This is a genomic window from Pseudomonas sp. DWP3-1-2, from assembly GCF_049896285.1.
GTDB lineage: Bacteria > Pseudomonadota > Gammaproteobacteria > Pseudomonadales > Pseudomonadaceae > Aquipseudomonas.
In genome coordinates this window covers 17,542-32,111 of the sequence record NZ_JAFCTZ010000014.1, presented here as the reverse complement: position 1 = coordinate 32,111, position 14,570 = coordinate 17,542, and the positions used below count along the sequence as shown (strand labels likewise).

General features: G+C 60.6%; 15 protein-coding genes and 1 other RNA gene. 8 read left to right on the top strand and 8 right to left on the bottom strand.

Going from position 1 to position 14,570, the window contains the following annotated elements; genetic code table 11:
- Positions 1-129 precede the first annotated feature (129 nt).
- The 4 genes from ACP7B0_RS21640 to ACP7B0_RS21625 all read left to right on the top strand — a co-directional run bounded on the left by ACP7B0_RS21640 (position 130) and on the right by ACP7B0_RS21625 (position 3,929).
- Positions 130-1,914 carry a GspE/PulE family protein gene (locus ACP7B0_RS21640; protein ID WP_426143713.1) on the top strand — a complete coding sequence of 595 codons (1,785 nt, stop codon included), beginning with the start codon at positions 130-132 and terminating at the stop codon, positions 1,912-1,914.
- A gap of 130 nt (positions 1,915-2,044) precedes the next feature.
- Positions 2,045-2,965 carry an SPFH domain-containing protein gene (locus ACP7B0_RS21635; RefSeq protein ID WP_426143712.1) on the top strand — a complete coding sequence of 307 codons (921 nt, stop codon included), beginning with the start codon at positions 2,045-2,047 and terminating at the stop codon, positions 2,963-2,965.
- 9 nt (positions 2,966-2,974) lie between these two features.
- Entirely contained in the window at positions 2,975-3,421 is a 447-nt protein-coding gene (locus tag ACP7B0_RS21630; RefSeq protein WP_426143710.1) for an NfeD family protein, read from the top strand.
- A gap of 184 nt (positions 3,422-3,605) precedes the next feature.
- Positions 3,606-3,929 carry a DUF2388 domain-containing protein gene (locus tag ACP7B0_RS21625; RefSeq protein WP_426143709.1) on the top strand — a complete coding sequence of 108 codons (324 nt, stop codon included), beginning with the start codon at positions 3,606-3,608 and terminating at the stop codon, positions 3,927-3,929.
- 59 nt (positions 3,930-3,988) lie between these two features.
- Here ACP7B0_RS21625 and gcvH read toward each other — a convergent pair whose 3' ends face one another.
- From gcvH to ACP7B0_RS21585, 8 genes are all read right to left on the bottom strand, one after another.
- Positions 3,989-4,372, bottom strand: coding sequence for a glycine cleavage system protein GcvH (gcvH, locus tag ACP7B0_RS21620; protein WP_426143708.1), 384 nt, complete (start codon positions 4,370-4,372; stop codon positions 3,989-3,991).
- A 45-nt stretch (positions 4,373-4,417) separates the two neighbouring features.
- On the bottom strand, positions 4,418-5,500 hold the full coding sequence (gene gcvT / locus ACP7B0_RS21615; protein ID WP_426143707.1) for a glycine cleavage system aminomethyltransferase GcvT: 1,083 nt from the start codon (positions 5,498-5,500) through the stop codon (positions 4,418-4,420).
- 152 nt (positions 5,501-5,652) lie between these two features.
- The gene (locus ACP7B0_RS21610) at positions 5,653-7,269 is read right to left on the bottom strand and encodes an ABC transporter permease (RefSeq protein ID WP_426143705.1); all 1,617 of its coding nucleotides are present in this window, start codon (positions 7,267-7,269) and stop codon (positions 5,653-5,655) included.
- 145 nt (positions 7,270-7,414) lie between these two features.
- The gene (locus tag ACP7B0_RS21605; protein WP_426143704.1) at positions 7,415-8,416 is read right to left on the bottom strand and encodes an extracellular solute-binding protein; all 1,002 of its coding nucleotides are present in this window, start codon (positions 8,414-8,416) and stop codon (positions 7,415-7,417) included.
- A gap of 91 nt (positions 8,417-8,507) precedes the next feature.
- The gene (locus ACP7B0_RS21600; RefSeq protein ID WP_426143702.1) at positions 8,508-9,728 is read right to left on the bottom strand and encodes a 2-octaprenyl-3-methyl-6-methoxy-1,4-benzoquinol hydroxylase; all 1,221 of its coding nucleotides are present in this window, start codon (positions 9,726-9,728) and stop codon (positions 8,508-8,510) included.
- A gap of 52 nt (positions 9,729-9,780) precedes the next feature.
- Positions 9,781-10,968 carry a 2-octaprenyl-6-methoxyphenyl hydroxylase gene (gene ubiH, locus ACP7B0_RS21595; protein ID WP_426143701.1) on the bottom strand — a complete coding sequence of 396 codons (1,188 nt, stop codon included), beginning with the start codon at positions 10,966-10,968 and terminating at the stop codon, positions 9,781-9,783.
- Positions 10,965-12,308 carry a Xaa-Pro aminopeptidase gene (pepP, locus tag ACP7B0_RS21590; protein ID WP_426143700.1) on the bottom strand — a complete coding sequence of 448 codons (1,344 nt, stop codon included), beginning with the start codon at positions 12,306-12,308 and terminating at the stop codon, positions 10,965-10,967. Before pepP ends, ubiH begins: the two co-directional genes overlap by 4 nt.
- Positions 12,309-12,388: 80 nt before the next feature.
- Positions 12,389-12,943, bottom strand: a complete 555-nt coding sequence (locus ACP7B0_RS21585; protein ID WP_426143699.1) for a YecA family protein — start codon at positions 12,941-12,943, stop codon at positions 12,389-12,391.
- A 150-nt stretch (positions 12,944-13,093) separates the two neighbouring features.
- On the opposite strand from ACP7B0_RS21585, the gene ACP7B0_RS21580 reads away from it, so the two are divergent.
- The 4 genes from ACP7B0_RS21580 to ACP7B0_RS21565 all read left to right on the top strand — a co-directional run bounded on the left by ACP7B0_RS21580 (position 13,094) and on the right by ACP7B0_RS21565 (position 14,558).
- Positions 13,094-13,303, top strand: a complete 210-nt coding sequence (locus tag ACP7B0_RS21580; RefSeq protein ID WP_426118535.1) for a TIGR02449 family protein — start codon at positions 13,094-13,096, stop codon at positions 13,301-13,303.
- Entirely contained in the window at positions 13,300-13,629 is a 330-nt protein-coding gene (locus ACP7B0_RS21575; protein WP_426143698.1) for a cell division protein ZapA, read from the top strand. Before ACP7B0_RS21580 ends, ACP7B0_RS21575 begins: the two co-directional genes overlap by 4 nt.
- 31 nt (positions 13,630-13,660) lie before the next feature.
- Positions 13,661-13,839: non-coding RNA, 6S RNA (gene ssrS, locus ACP7B0_RS21570), on the top strand.
- Positions 13,840-13,955: 116 nt separating this feature from the next.
- Positions 13,956-14,558: a 5-formyltetrahydrofolate cyclo-ligase gene (locus ACP7B0_RS21565; protein WP_426143696.1), complete on the top strand. Its 603-nt coding sequence runs from the start codon at positions 13,956-13,958 to the stop codon at positions 14,556-14,558.
- The last annotated feature ends 12 nt before the right edge of the window (positions 14,559-14,570 follow it).

Sequence of the window (14,570 nt, the reverse complement as noted above, 5' to 3'; positions counted from 1 at the left end):
CTTTTCGGACCGCCGTTCGGGCCATCCTGAAAATAATCGCAACGCTTATCCAGACAGTTGCGCCAACAACTGGCACGCTTGGGGCTACTCTAGCCTCTCGTATGAGCTGAATCGTCTTAAGGAACTCGCATGTCAGTCCTCGCCTCATCAAACCAGGATCGCTGGCTGGATCTGAATGAGCTGCTGCGCGAACTGGTCGCCCAGGGTTTTATCGATCAGAACAGCGCTGAACATGCGCTGACCTTGCGGCGCACCAGCGCGAACATCCAGTTGCACCCTTTGGAGTTCGTCGCGGCGCAACAGCTGGATGACCTCAAGCGCCCAGGTCGCAAACTGGACCTGGAAACCCTGACGGTATGGCTGGCGCAGCAAGCCGGGCAGCCTTACATGCGCATTGATCCGCTGAAAATCAATGCATCGGCCGTGACGCCGTTGATGTCCTACGCCTTTGCCCAGCGACACAAGATTCTCGCCGTGGCCGTGGATCGGGACTCGGTGACCATCGCCAGCGCGCAACCCTACGTGACGGGCTGGGAAGCCGACCTGACGCACGTCTTGAAGCTGCCGATCAAACGGGTGGTCGCCAACCCGGTGGATATCCAGCGGGTGACCGTTGAGTTTTTCCGCTTGGCCAAGTCGGTGAGCGGCGCCTCGGCGGTCGATCAGAAAACAAGCAATCTGGGTAACTTCGAGCAGTTGCTCAAACTCGGCGCCAGCGATCAGGAGCCCGACGCCAACGACGCGCACATCGTCAACATCGTCGACTGGCTGTTCCAGTACGCGTTTCAGCAGCGCGCCAGTGACATTCACATTGAGCCCCGGCGTGACCAAGGCACCGTGCGTTTTCGCATTGATGGCGTGCTGCACAACGTCTATCAATTCCCGGCGCAAGTCACCATGGCCATCGTCAGCCGTCTGAAAAGCCTGGGCCGCATGAACGTGGCCGAAAAACGCAAACCCCAGGACGGCCGGGTCAAGACCACCACGCCCGATGGCGGGGAAGTGGAGCTGCGGCTGTCGACGCTGCCCACGGCGTTCGGCGAGAAAATGGTCATGCGGATCTTCGACCCGGATGTGCTGCTCAAGGATTTCGATCAACTGGGGTTTTCCAGCGATGACCTGCGGCGCTGGGAAGGCATGACGCGCCAGCCCAACGGCATCATTCTGGTGACCGGGCCGACCGGCTCCGGCAAAACCACCACGCTGTACACCACCCTCAAAAAGCTGGCGACCCCCGAGGTCAATCTGTGCACCATCGAAGACCCCATCGAGATGGTCGAACCGGCGTTCAACCAGATGCAGGTTCAGCACAATATCGACCTGACCTTCGCCGGCGGCATACGCGCCTTGATGCGCCAAGACCCGGATATCATCATGATCGGCGAAATTCGCGACCTGGAGACCGCCGAAATGGCTATCCAGGCTGCGCTCACCGGTCACTTGGTGCTCTCCACTCTGCACACCAACGACGCGCCCAGCGCCATCAGCCGGATGCTGGAGCTGGGCGTGCCGCATTACCTGCTCAAAGCCACGATTCTGGGCGTCATGGCCCAGCGGCTGGTGCGAACCTTGTGTCCGCACTGCAAGGCGCCTATCGCACTGGACGAAACCGACTGGCAAGCGCTCACGCGACCGTGGCAAGCCCCCGTGCCCACCGGCGCTCACCGTGCCGTGGGGTGCGTGGAATGTCGCGATACCGGTTATCGGGGGCGAGCGGGGGTGTATGAGATTATGCTGATGTCCGATAGCGTGCGGGCGCTCATCAGTGCCGACCTGGACCTCACGGCCATGCGCCGCCAGGCGTTCAAGGAGGGCATGCGCAGCCTGCGTTTGTCCGGGGCGCAGAAAGTCTCGGCGGGCCTGACGACCCTTGAAGAAGTGCTGCGCGTGACGCCGCAGAGTGAGCAGCGGTGAGTTCATAGTCGCGGATGTTCGAAGGCCTCTCAGGCGAAAAAGATTCGACTGACAGGACGCTTTCGCGGGCAAGTCGGAACGCCGCCCGCTCGCCCCAACTTTTTAAATCAACGCTAAACAGGGAAAAGTTATGCAAATAGGTACTGTAGTCCTGCTGTTTGTCGGCCTGGCCATTGCCATCGTCTTCATGGGGTTCAAGGTTGTGCCGCAAGGCTACCAGTGGACCGTGGAACGCTTCGGCCGTTACACCAACACGCTCAAGCCAGGCCTGAATATCATTGTGCCGGTGATGGACCGCATCGGGCGCAAGATCAACGTCATGGAAAGCGTGCTGGATATTCCCCCTCAAGAAGTCATCACCTCGGACAACGCGACGGTGCAGATCGACGCCGTGTGTTTCTTCCAGGTGGTCAACACCGCTCAGGCCGCGTATGAGGTGAATAACCTCGAACATGCCATCCGTAACCTGCTGCAGACCAACATTCGTACCGTGCTCGGCTCCATGGAACTGGATGCCATGCTCAGCCAGCGGGACAACATCAATGAAAAGCTGCTGCGCACGGTGGATGAAGCCACGGCGCCGTGGGGCATCAAGATCACTCGGATCGAAATCAAGGACATCAGCCCGCCCGCTGACCTGATGGCGGCCATGTCCGGGCAGATGAAAGCGGAGCGGATCAAGCGTGCACAGATTCTTGAGGCCGAAGGCTTGCGCGCCGCGGCGATCCTCACCGCCGAAGGCAAGAAGCAGGCGCAGATACTGGAGGCCGAAGGCGGCCGTCAGGCGGCGTTTCTGGAGTCCGAAGCGCGTGAGCGTCAGGCCGAAGCCGAAGCTCGGGCCACGCAAGTGGTGTCCGAGGCGATTGCCAGCGGTAACGTGCAAGCCATCAACTATTTCGTCGCCCAGAAGTACATCGATGCGCTGGGCAAGCTGGCGTCTGCCAACAACAGCAAAGTCATCCTCATGCCGCTGGAAGCCAGTCAGGTGATCGGCGCGGTGGGTGGCATCAGCGAGATCGTTAAAGCCACATTCGATGGCAAGAAGGCCTGAGGCGCGACCATGTGGGAATTCCTGCAAAACCTGTCGTTCTGGGATTGGCTGGGCCTGGGTACGGTGCTGTTGATTCTGGAAGTGTTCGGTGCCGGGGGGTATCTGCTGTGGATCGGCGTGGCGGCGGCTGCCGTCGGCATCCTGACCTTCGTTTTGCCGTTTATGCCGTGGACCATCCAGTTCTTGCTGTTCGCGCTGTTTTCGGTGCTCACGGCCGTCTATTGGTGGCGTCGACAGCGCAGCGTTCTGCGGCCTTCAGACCAGCCCGGCCTGAACATGCGTGGCCAGGAACTGATTGGCCGGTCCTTCATCGTGCATGACGCCATTATTGACGGGCGCGGCAAGATCAAAGTGGGTGACGGCGTGTGGATCGTGACTGGACCGGATACAGCCGTAGGCGGGCAGGTGCGGGTGATTGGTCAGGATGGGGCGATTTTGCGGGTGGAGGCTTTATGACATCGTTGGAGCGAGGCTTGCCCGCGAAGAACGGTAACTCGGTGGGCCTGGTCACCGAGGCGCCTGATCTTCGCGGGCAAGCCTCGCTCCAACAGGTTCATTTGTGCAAGCCGCTCAACGGAACTACCACCTCGCTTCACCTATCCAACGGTTTCAGAACATCCATCGTTGGAGTATCCCCACCATGCGTCTCAAGCTTGCTGTCGCGACGTTCGCTTTGCTTTCTCTTCCGGTTGGTTCAGCAATGGCTGACGCGGGTTTTTGGCGTAATGTGATTTCATCGGGCGCCACCACCGGTTCCACGTATCTGACGTTCAAGGATCACAAATTGATTGTCGCCGCCCAGGATGACGCAGGCAGTTTTGTGGCCAGTGATGGCGGGATTCGTGGCCCGTTTCTGGAAGCCGCGATTCAACAGGCGCGTATCGATAATCCAGGCCTGAAAGCGTCTGATATGGATCTGGCCAATGCGATCCTGGCGAAGAATCTGGTTGCCGATAACCAGTAATCGCCCACGCATAAAAAATGCCGCTCAGTGAGCGGCATTTTTTTAATCAAATTTCCGGCTTATTCGCCAATCGCGCTCTTGTAGCCGTCAGCATCCAGCAACTTCGCCAGATCAGCGTCGGCAGCGCTTGGCTTGACCTTGAAGATCCAGGATTCATACGGCGTGTTGTTCAAGGCTTCCGGTTCAGTGCCCAGGGCTTCGTTGACTTCAACCACTTCACCGGCCACTGGCGAATAGATATCCGAAGCCGCTTTAACCGACTCGACCACACCTGCAGCATCACCGGCGGCGAACACTTTACCAATCTCCGGCAGTTCAACGAACACCACGTCGCCCAGCGCTTCCTGCGCATGATCGGAAATGCCGACCACGATCAGATCGCCTTCGACTTTCGCCCATTCGTGGCTTTCAGCAAAACGCAGTTCGGCGGGAATATTGCTCATTTAGTCATCCTCTACATCGAGTCAGCGGAAAACCCGCCAGGAAATTTAGATCAGGGCTTTGCCATGACGAACAAACGCCGGCTGCACCACGCGAACCGGATACCACTTGCCGCGGATTTCCACTTCGGCCCGGTCAGCAGTGGCTATCGGAACACGCGCCAAAGCAATCGACTTGCTTAGCGTAGGAGAGAAACTACCACTGGTGATCTCTCCTTCGCCAATTTCTGCGATCCGCACCACTTGATGGGCGCGCAAAACGCCGCGCTCTTCCAGTACCAGGCCCACCAGTTTGGAGGCAGGCCCTGCGCTGCGCTCGGCTTCCAGCGCGGCGCGACCGATGAATGGGCGCGCAGCGGGTTCCCAGGCGATGGTCCAGGCCATGTTGGAGACCAGCGGCGAGACATTCTCGTCGATGTCTTGCCCATACAGGTTCATTCCGGCCTCAAGGCGCAGCGTGTCACGGGCGCCCAGGCCGATAGGGGAAATGCCCGCCCCGACCAGATCATTGAAGAACCCGGGTGCCTGCTCGGCGGGCATGATGATCTCCAGGCCGTCTTCGCCGGTATAGCCGGTCCGGGCAATAAACCAGTCGCGTTCCTGGTGGCCCTGAAATGGCTTGAGCTGCCGAATCAGTTCGGCGCGGGAGCTGGTCACCAGCTCGGCAATCTTGCTTCGGGCGTGAGGGCCTTGAATAGCCAACACGGAGAGTTCGTCGTGGGCGGTGAGCTGCACATCAAAATCGTTCAGATGCGCCTGCATCCAGGCCAGATCCTTGACGCCCGTGGCGGCGTTGACCACCAGGCGATACCCGCTGTCAGTGAGGTAGACGATCATGTCGTCGATGACCCCGCCATCGGTGTTCAGCATGGCGCTGTATAGCGCCCGGCCAGGGCTTTGCAGGCGGGCTACATCGTTGGCCAGCAGGTATTGCAGCCAGACCTGGGCCTGACTGCCGGCGACGTCGATCACGTGCATGTGAGACACATCGAACACACCGCAGTCGCGGCGCACCTGATGGTGCTCCTCGACTTGCGAGCCATAGTGCAGAGGCATGTCCCAACCACCAAAGTCGACCATTTTCGCCCCAAGGGCGAGGTGCAGGTCAAAGAGCGGCGTACGCTGTCCCATGGGTTTCTCCTTCCGGGCGTGGCGAAGGTGCGGACAGGCATGACGCTGGAAAACCCGACAAACAGGGGATTAAAGCTGATCACAGCATGCGAACAGTCTGACAGACCGCACCGATTGCGGCGCATTGTAGCCGCAAGGAGGTAGACCCGCACCTAGCCTGATTGACGTGCCGAGCGCCTGATCAAACCGATGACCGGCAACAAGCCCACCAGCACGAGTGTCAACGCCGGCAATGCGGCGCGAGCCCATTCGCCTTCGCTGGTCATTTCAAAAATGCGCACGGCCAGCGTGTCCCATCCGAATGGGCGCATCAGGAGTGTTGCGGGCATCTCCTTGAGGACATCCACAAACACCAGCAGCGCAGCGCTCAAGGTGCCCGGCACCAACAGCGGCAAGTAGATCTTGAAAAACAGGCGCGGCCCACTGACCCCGAGGCTGCGGGCGGCTTCGGGCAGGGAAGGGCGAATGCGCGCCAGGCTGTTTTCCAGTGGCCCATAAGCCACAGCGATGAAGCGCACCAGATAAGCCAGCAGCAAGGCCGCCAGACTGCCCAGCAGCAGGGGTTTGCCCGCGCCGCCCAGCCAACTGGAAAGGGGGATGACCAGCTCGCGATCCAGATAACTGAACGCCAGCATGATCGACACGGCCAGTACCGAACCTGGCAGCGCGTACCCGAGATTGGCCAGGCTCACGCCGGAGCGAATTGTCCGGGTGGGAGCCAGACGCCGTGCGAACGCCAGGATCAGCGCAACACTCACCGTAATGAGTGCAGCCATGCCGCCCAGATAAAGCGTGTGCAGGATCAGCCCGGTGTAGCGTTCGTCCAGATCGAACCGCCCGCGCTGCCAGACCCAAACGATCAGTTGCAGCAATGGCACGGCAAAGGCACAGGCGAAGATCAGCCCGCACCAGCAGGTCGCCGCCAGGGCTTTGATCCCGCGCAAATGGTAAAGGGCCTTGACCCGGGGGCGCTCGTTGGTGGCGCGGCTCGCGCCGCGTGCGCGTCGTTCGCCGTACAGCACCAGCATGACCGCCAGCAGCAACAGGCTCGCCAGTTGGGTGGCGCTGGAAAGGCTGAAAAAGCCATACCAGGTTTTGTAGATGGCGGTGGTGAAGGTGTCGAAATTGAACACCGCCACCGCACCGAAGTCAGCCAGGGTTTCCATCAGCGCCAAGGCAACGCCAGCCCCGATGGCTGGACGCGCCATCGGCAGGGCCACGCGCCAGAACGCCTGCAACGGCGTCTGGCCAAGAATGCGTGCCGCTTCCATCAGGCCCTTGCCCTGAGCAAGAAACGCTGTGCGGGCCAGCAAGTACACGTAAGGGTAGAAAACCAGCACCAGCACGATGATCACGCCCCCCGTGGAGCGCACACGCGGCAACCGCAGGCCCGTGCCGAACCACTCACGCATCAGCGTTTGCACGGGGCCGGCGAAATCCAGCAACCCGACGAAAACGAACGCCAGCACGTAAGCCGGTATTGCGAAGGGCAGCATCAACGCCCAGTCCAGCCAGCGTCGGCCGGGGAACTCACACAGGCTGGTCAACCACGCCAGACTCACCCCCAGCACCGTGACACCCACGCCGACACCCAGCACCAGCGTCAAGGTGTTGCCCAGCAACCGGGGCATCTGGGTTTCCCACAGATGCGACCAGATCTGCGGGTCGATGGTTTGCCACGACAACAGCAACACGCTGATCGGCAGCAAGACCAGCGCGGCGATGGCGAAAACCAGTGGGTACCAGCGGCGTTGGGCGGGATGGGCCAAGGGTGGGTCTCTATGGGGGGCTACAGAAAACTGGACCCTGTTGGAGCGAGGCTTGCCCGCGAAGGCGTTTTTCCAGTCGATACAGTTGTCGCCTGAATAAATGCTTTCGCGGGCAAGCCTCGCTCCAACGGATTTTTGCGTTAAATCAATTCCAGCCTGCGCGGTCCATCATGCGAATCGCTTCGGCCTGACGCTTGCCTGCCACTTCCACCGGAATCGTGTCGGCCTTGAACTCACCCCAACTGGCGACTTCCCTGGACGGTGCGACTTTCGGGTTGGCCGGGAATTCCTGGTTGATGCTGGCGAACATCGCCTGGGCTTGCGGCCCGGTCATCCATTCGACCAAGGCTTTGGCGGCCTCAGGGTGCGGCGCGTACTTGGTCAGGCCAATCCCGGAAAGATTCACGTGCACGCCGCGATCGGATTGATTGGGCCAGAACAGTTTCACGGCCAGCTTCGGGTTCTGCTTGTGCAGACGACCGTAGTAATAGGTGTTGACGATGCCCACGTCGCATTGCCCGGCGTTGATCGCTTCAAGCAGCGCGGTGTCATCGGAGAACACGTCGGTGGACAGGTTGTTCACCCAGCCCCTGAGAATCTTCTCGGACGCTTCGGCGCCATGGGTTTCGATCAGGGTGGCGGTCAACGACTGGTTGTAGACCTTCTTGGAGGTACGCAGGCACAGACGCCCTTCCCAGTTTTTGTCCGCCAGCGCTTCGTAAGTGGACAAATCGGCCGGTTTGACGCGCTCCGTAGAGTAGGCGATGGTGCGCGCGCGCAGGCTCAGGCCGGTCCAGCCGTGCGTGGACGAGCGGTATTGCGCGGGAATATTGGCATCGATGACGGGGGAGGTGAACGGCTGCAGAATGCCCATCTGCTCGGCCTGCCAGAGGTTACCCGCGTCGACCGTAAGCAGCAGATCGGCGGTGGCGTTTTCGCCTTCGGCCTTGATCCGCTGCATCAGCGGCGCTTCCTTGTCGGTGATGAACTTCACTTTTACACCCGTCTCGGCGGTGTAAGCATCGAATACGGGCTTGATCAGCTCGTCGATCCGTGACGAATACACCACCACTTCGTCGGCCGCTTGTACGGTGCTGCCGAGCACGGTCAGTGTCAAAGCCGCCAGAATTCGCTTGCTTGCCTGCATGGGAGTGTCTCGCGTATGAAAAATGAGGCGAAATGGTAGTGAATCCCATTTGCTATCTCAATGGAACTCCCGACGGAGCCGTTACCAGATGTTACGGTCGGGCCAGATCCGGCAGATCACCCGTCAGCCCCAATGCCTGTCGCACAAACACAGCCTTGGCTTCAGGCAGCTGATTGACGACTTTCAGCCCGGTGTTGCGTAGCCAGCGCAGCGGCAGCGGATTGGCCTGGAAGAGGCGTTCGAAGCCTTCCATGGCGGCCATCAGCGCCAGGTTGTGAGGCATGCGGCGGCGTTCGAAACGGCTGAGCACGCGCACATCGGCCAGGCGCTCGCCGCGCTCGGCAGCATGCAGCAACACTTCAGCCAGCACGGCCGCATCCAGGAAACCCAGATTCACGCCTTGACCGGCCAGCGGGTGAATGGTGTGCGCCGCGTCGCCCACCAGTGCCAGGCCCTTTGCGACATAGCGCTTGGCGTGACGTTGGCGTAAGGGCACGCACAGGCGCGGGTCGGCGCTGATGACCGGGCCAAGCCGTCCTTCAAAGGCGTGCTCAAGTTCGCGGCAGAAGTTGTCTTCGTCCAGCGCCATCAAGCGCTCGGCTTCGCTCGGCGTCACCGACCAGACGATGGAGCACCAATGCTCGCCTTCCCGCTCCAGCGGCAGGAACGCCAGCGGCCCGTTGTCCGTGAAGCGCTGCCAGGCGGTTTTGCGGTGGGAGTCGGCCGTACGCACGCTGGTGACGATCGCGTGGTGCAGATAATCCCATTCGCGGGTTTCGGTGCCGGTCAGGCGTCGCACCGCTGAGTTCGCCCCGTCGGCGGCAACGACCACGGGCGCACGCAGCAGGCGGCCGTCGGCCAGGGTCAGCAGCCAGTCGTCACCGGAGCGGCGCATCTGCTCCAGACGCGCATGGGCCAAGAGGCCGATATCGCTGTGGTGCAGACGATCGAGCAACGCATCCTGAACCACGCGATTCTCGACGATATGCCCCAGGACTTCGGCGTGAACGCTGGCCGCAGAAAAGTGGATCTGTCCCGTGCCGCTGCCGTCCCAGACGTGCATCTCGCCATAGGGGCTGGCGCGACGGTTGGCAATGCCCTCCCACACATCCAGACGCTGCAGGATGCGCTGGCTGGCCGCCGACAAGGCGCTCACCCGGGGCTCGAACATCGCTTGCGGATCAAACGGTTTGACGTCCAGCGACCCGCCATCGACGACGATGATATTCAGGCCACTGCCTTGTAACGCCAGCGCCAGGGCGCTACCGACCATTCCGGCTCCGACAATCAGCACATCTGCGCGGGTTTCCATGCTTTAAATCGTTCTCGCTGGCGGCGTGAGCCGGGATGTGAAAATCAAGGCGTCAGACATCGGACCGAGTCCCCAGCCCCATGGCCTGGCGAGCGAACCAGCGTTTGGCCCCCGGCAGCAGGTCAAGGCCAAGCAGCCCGAGGTTCCGACCGGTCGCAACCAGGGGCTGGGTACTGCCAAACAAGCGCGTCACCTGATCGGAAAACCCCACCGTCAATTGCTGATCCAGCCGTTGACGCTCGCGATAAGCCAGCAGGGTCGGCAGATCGCCCGGCATCGTGTCGCTGGCGAGCAAGGCTTCTGCCAATGCGTGAGCATCGCGCAACGACAGGTTGAAACCCTGACCGGCAATCGGGTGCAGGCTATGAGCAGCATTGCCCAGGACGACAAGATGCGAGCGCACCTGCTCTTCAGCTTCAATCAGGCTGAGCGGGTAGACATGCCGCGCGCCCACCTGGAGCAACGTGCCCAGACGGTAGCCGAATACATTCTGCAATTCGCTGAGAAAGGCCCGGTCATCCAGCGCGGCGAGCCGTTCAACGTCTTTGCCGGTGCGGGTCCAGACCAGTGCGCAGCGGTTTTCCGGCAGCGGCAACAGCGCCATCGGACCTTCTTCGGTAAAACGTTCGAAGGCCTGGCCGCAATGGGCTTCGCTGGGCGTGATATTGGCGATCAGCGCGCTCTGGTTGTAAGGCCGCTGGCGCACACTGATGCCCAGTTGCTCGCGCAGGTTTGAGCGACCGCCATCAGCGAGCACTGCCAGATCGCATTCCAGTTCGGTTTCGTCGTCCAGCGTCAGGCGATAGCCATCAGGCAAGGCCTGCATGTGCTTGACCTCTGCAGGCACGCGCCAACTGACCACTTCACTGTCCAGGCCACGCCACAGGCATTGACCCAGCCAGGCGTTTTCCGCCACGTAACCCAGGGCAGGCACGCCTTCTTCGATGGCCGAAAGGCGCGCCGCGCCAAAACGACCGCGGTCCGACACCAGAATCTGGCGGATCGGCTCGGCGCGGCGGGCGATGTCCTGCCACAGGCCCAGGCGCTCGTAGATCTGCCGCGCGCCGAATGACAACGCCGAAGAACGGGCGTCGTAGCTGGGCTGATAGGTGTCGCCGGGGGCGAAGGGTTCGATCAGTACGATCTTCCAGCCGCGCGCCTTGGCACCGGCCTGCAGCGATAAGGCAAGACTGGCGCCGACCAGCCCGCCGCCGACGATGGCCAGATTGAAACGGCTCATGAAGCCTGTCTCTGTTGATTGCGGGCGTCTGCCATCAGGGCCTCGATTTCGGCCACGGTCTTCGGCGCACCACGGGTAAGAATTTCACAACCTTGTTTGGTCACCACAACGTCATCCTCGATTCGTACACCAATGCCACGCCATTTCTTCGCAACATGCTGGTTGTCCGGTGCAATGTAGATTCCGGGCTCCACGGTCAACGCCATGCCCACTTCCAGCACCCGCCACTCGCCGCCGATCTTGTAGTCGCCAACGTCATGAACATCCATGCCCAGCCAATGGCCGGCGCGGTGCATGTAAAACGGTTTGAAAGCTTCATTGACGATCAGTTCGCCCACGTCGCCTTGCAACAATCCCAGCTCCACAAGCCCTGCGGTAATCACATGGACCGTCGCTTCGTGGGCTTGATTCCAGTGCTTGCCAGGACCGATGGCCGCGAACGCCGCTTCCTGTGATTTAAGCACCAGCTCGTAAATGGCCTTCTGTTCCGGGGAAAACTTGCCGTTTACCGGAAACGTGCGGGTGATGTCGCTGGCATAGCAGTCGATTTCACAGCCCGCGTCGATCAGCACCAGATCGCCGTTCTTGAGCACCGCGTCGTTCTGCTGATAGTGCAGGATGCAGGCGTTGCGGCCCGAGGCGACGATGGAACCGTAAGCCGGCATCTTCGCGCCACCCTTGCGGAACTCGTAATCCAGTTCGGCTTCAAGGCTGAACTCGTGCAGGCCGGCGCGGCTGGCTTGCATGGCGCGCACGTGGGCGCGGGCGGAAATGTTCGCGGCCTCACGCATGACCTTCACTTCTGCCGCCGATTTATACAGGCGCATGTCGTGCAGCAGGTGATCCAGCGCAACAAACTCGTTCGGCGGCTGGGCACCCAGATGCGCCTTGGAGCGAATTACGTTGATCCAGTCCATCAGGTGGCGGTCGAATTCGGGATGGCTGCCCATGGCCGAGTACACCCGGTCGCGGCCTTCAATCAGGCCCGGCAGGATGTCGTCGATGTCATTGATCGGGAAAGCGTCATCGGCGCCAAAGTCGCGAATCGCGCCTTCCTGGCCGGCCCGCAGGCCATCCCACAGCTCGCGCTCGGGGTTGCGCTCGCGGCAGAACAGCACGTACTCGCCGTACTCACGGCCGGGGATCAGCACCACCACGGCTTCAGGCTCCGGGAAGCCGCTCAAGTACTGGAAGTCGCTGTCCTGTCGATAAACGTGCTCGACATCCCGGTTGCGAATCGCCACGGCAGCGGCGGGCAGGATCGCGATGCTGTTGGGTTCCATCTGCGCCATCAAGGCCTTGCGTCGACGAGCGTATTCCGACTTGGGGATGTGGATCATTGGCAGGCAGGTTCCCGTTCTGAAGCGACCCGATCATGGCTGGGCAAGCAGCCACGACCGGCGTCGCCGATGATGAGCAATCAGTGCAGCGAAGGTTTCGGTGCGGCCGCTTCGGGTTTGTTGCATTCGGTAAACAGCAGCAGCGGAGCGACGCGCAGGTATTCCATGACTTCCATGTAATCGCTTTCGCCGTCTTCGGACTCTTCCAGCGCATCCTGGACCTGGGAAATGGCCGCCAGATCCTGAAGCACTTCCATGGCTTCGCCACTGATGGCATTGTCACGGGCCGTCAGGCCGAAACCGGCAAGGAAACCCTGACACCATTGGCCCAATGCGATAGCGCGCTCGCCGAGCGGTTCGTCATCGCCCGGAAGCAGGAGTACAACGGTCATGTCGTCGCTGGTGAGTTCACCCTTGACCATTTCCTGCAAACCGATCAAGGCTTGGCGGACGTTGTCTTCGGGGGCTGCGCCGAGGATTTCGGTGGCATCCACCAGCCAGGCTTCATTGTCAAAACCGGCGCCTGCACAACTGCGGCCCAGCAACAGACCATGAAGCTCGGCAGGAGAGACAGGATGACCGCTGCTGTTGAGCAGGGTGGCGAATGCTTTGTACGGGGAATTCTGAATGGGCATGGGCAACTAGTCGCCAAACGGCGCAATGTCTAGAATGGAGGGCATCTATCCTAGACTATCCGAGCAACAAGTTCATCAAGGCGGCCGTCCGAGGTTGTGGCTTAAAGCCAGCTCCAGCGCCACTCATCAGAAAGAACTCAGTGGAAAACAATGGAAGATACCGACCTGCAAGCGCTGATGGCCCGACTGGAATTACTGATCAATCGAGTCGAGCAACTTAAACGCGAAAATGGACTCCTATTAGCTCAGGAAAAGTCCTGGCGCGAGGAACGCGCTCACCTCATTGAAAAAAACGAAATCGCCCGGCAAAAGGTCGAGTCAATGATTTCGCGCCTCAAGGCCCTGGAGCAAGACTCATGAGCAACGGCAATAACGTCACCGTACAAATCCTCGACAAAGAATATTCGATCATTTGCCCTCAGGAAGAGCGCACCAATCTGGTCAGCGCTGCGCGTTATCTGGATGGCAAGATGCGTGAAATCCGCAGCAGCGGCAAAGTTATCGGCGCCGACCGTATTGCCGTAATGGCCGCGCTGAACATTACGCATGACCTTCTGCACAAGCAGGTTTCGCCTGACGTGCAGGCCAGCGGTTCGACCCGCGAACAGGTTCGTGATCTGCTCGATCGCGTCGATCTGGTGCTGTCTACCGACACCGATACGTCGCCGGATTCACCTCGAAGCTGAAAGTCGGGAAGAGTTTCGGGTATACTTGCGCCGTTCCCTGGAGTGCTTGCCAGTCGGTCATGTCCCTGAGCCGATACGCACAACCACGGGGGTTGCACGTTGGGGTTGGTGTGCATGTCCGCTCGACGGAAAGCCTTAAAACCTCCTGTAATCTCCACCTTGAACTTTCGGGTTCAAGGGCTACACCGACAGCGGTTCGTCGGGGAGCACCTATTCTGTTCTGTCAGTCGCCGGTTTTACCCGGCGCCGACACCCCCGGGATCGTCGCCTTGACGACTCGACTCTGGTTCCATCTTCAATGGATCAGTTTGCATGACCCGCCTTTCATGACCCTTGAATCGCCGCTGAGTCGTCAGCAACTGCGTCGTCAGTTGCGCAAAGCCCGTCGCGCCCTGAGTGCCAGCGAGCAACGCGACGCCGCTCGCGGTCTTTATCGTCAGTTGGCGCAACATCCCTTGTTTCGCCGTGCCCGACATATCTCGCTGTACCTGCCCATGGACGGTGAAATCGACCCGCGCCTGCTGCTGCGTGCGGCTCAGCGTCGGGGGAAAGCCACGTATTTGCCTGTCCTCAGTGCCTGGCCCCGGACCAAAATGGTGTTCCAGCGCGTCAGTCCGGGGGAAAAATTCAAGCCCAACCGTTTTCGCATTCCGGAGCCACGTATCAATCCCGCACGCCAGCGCAAGATATGGACGCTGGATCTGGTTTTGATGCCGTTGGTAGGTTTCGATGACGAGGGCGGACGGCTGGGCATGGGCGGCGGCTTCTATGACCGCAGCCTCGCGTATCGGGCGCGACGCAAAACCTGGCGCAAGCCTGTGTTGCTGGGGTTGGCGCATGAGTGTCAGAAGGTGAAGCGGCTGGCTCAGGCCAGTTGGGACGTGCCGCTGAATGGCACTGTTTCGGATAAGGGGTGGTATCTGGCGTAAAGCGTTGTTCCT

What these genes read in the sequence shown, in the direction of transcription:
- ACP7B0_RS21640 (WP_426143713.1), top strand. Translation starts at nt 130, where the DNA reads ATGTCAGTCCTCGCCTCATCAAACCAGGATCGCTGGCTGGATCTGAAT.
- ACP7B0_RS21635 (WP_426143712.1), top strand. Translation starts at nt 2,045, where the DNA reads ATGCAAATAGGTACTGTAGTCCTGCTGTTTGTCGGCCTGGCCATTGCC.
- ACP7B0_RS21630 (WP_426143710.1), top strand. Translation starts at nt 2,975, where the DNA reads ATGTGGGAATTCCTGCAAAACCTGTCGTTCTGGGATTGGCTGGGCCTG.
- ACP7B0_RS21625 (WP_426143709.1), top strand. Translation starts at nt 3,606, where the DNA reads ATGCGTCTCAAGCTTGCTGTCGCGACGTTCGCTTTGCTTTCTCTTCCG.
- gcvH (WP_426143708.1), bottom strand. Translation starts at nt 4,372, where the DNA reads ATGAGCAATATTCCCGCCGAACTGCGTTTTGCTGAAAGCCACGAATGG.
- gcvT (WP_426143707.1), bottom strand. Translation starts at nt 5,500, where the DNA reads ATGGGACAGCGTACGCCGCTCTTTGACCTGCACCTCGCCCTTGGGGCG.
- ACP7B0_RS21605 (WP_426143704.1), bottom strand. Translation starts at nt 8,416, where the DNA reads ATGCAGGCAAGCAAGCGAATTCTGGCGGCTTTGACACTGACCGTGCTC.
- ACP7B0_RS21600 (WP_426143702.1), bottom strand. Translation starts at nt 9,728, where the DNA reads ATGGAAACCCGCGCAGATGTGCTGATTGTCGGAGCCGGAATGGTCGGT.
- ubiH (WP_426143701.1), bottom strand. Translation starts at nt 10,968, where the DNA reads ATGAGCCGTTTCAATCTGGCCATCGTCGGCGGCGGGCTGGTCGGCGCC.
- pepP (WP_426143700.1), bottom strand. Translation starts at nt 12,308, where the DNA reads ATGATCCACATCCCCAAGTCGGAATACGCTCGTCGACGCAAGGCCTTG.
- ACP7B0_RS21585 (WP_426143699.1), bottom strand. Translation starts at nt 12,943, where the DNA reads ATGCCCATTCAGAATTCCCCGTACAAAGCATTCGCCACCCTGCTCAAC.
- ACP7B0_RS21580 (WP_426118535.1), top strand. Translation starts at nt 13,094, where the DNA reads ATGGAAGATACCGACCTGCAAGCGCTGATGGCCCGACTGGAATTACTG.
- ACP7B0_RS21575 (WP_426143698.1), top strand. Translation starts at nt 13,300, where the DNA reads ATGAGCAACGGCAATAACGTCACCGTACAAATCCTCGACAAAGAATAT.
- ACP7B0_RS21565 (WP_426143696.1), top strand. Translation starts at nt 13,956, where the DNA reads ATGACCCTTGAATCGCCGCTGAGTCGTCAGCAACTGCGTCGTCAGTTG.